Consider the following 728-nt stretch of genomic DNA (forward strand, 5'->3'; position numbering starts at 1 on the left):
CCCTCGAGCGCCAGGCTTTCGGCCTGGACGGCGCCGAGAACGATCCCGATGCGCCAGGCGCAGGCAAGGCCCTCACGGACGCCGAGCGCGCCGTTCGCCTCTCCCGCTTCATCAATGGCAACCCAGCCGCGCTGGCTGCCATCTCCGCACTGACAGGGAAGAAGTGAGCCAGTCCTTGCGGCTCAACGCGATGTTGGAAGCGGTCAAGAGCCTGCCGCCCCGCCCGCGCACCGCGGAAACGTTTGGAGCGCGCCATCCGGCCCCAACGCTGACAGGCTCGCCGTCGGTCCGGGCAACGATTGCAGCTTGACTGTCCCTCAACGGCCAATAGCGGTCCTTCGGTGCTCCGGCAGACCAAGTATCGCTAGTGGCCCTACACCCGCGTCGGCTTCACTTGGGCCAATGGACGGATTATGGTAAGCGTCTCGCCGCGGCACATTGATTGCGACGGATCGTTTTAGGATGCTCGTGTCCACTACGTTCTTGGTGGACACGTGCACACTATTTCCAACGAAGCCAGCGCTGGCCGTCGACGCCGGCGCACACATAGCGCCGAGTTCAAGGCGCAAGTCGTCGCGGCATGCAGCTCGCCTGGCGTATCGATCGCTGCGGTGTCGATGGCCCATGGCGTAACCGTTCACGGGCGCGCACCGGTGGCGGAGCCATTCGGTCTCGGAAATGCGGTGACGGCGCTGTTCGCCTGCGGGAATGTGTTCGTGATCGTGAAT

The 728-nt window shown here is 64.6% G+C and carries 1 protein-coding gene; it reads left to right on the forward strand.

Translation table 11 applies throughout. The annotated features are described in order from the left end of the window. Positions 1–494: 494 nt before the first annotated feature. Positions 495–728, forward strand: a 234-nt coding sequence (locus AC1DY5_RS57680; protein ID WP_478123048.1) for a transposase, incomplete at its 3' end; no start/stop codon positions are given.

This window comes from Variovorax sp. P4_D9 (assembly GCF_056401695.1).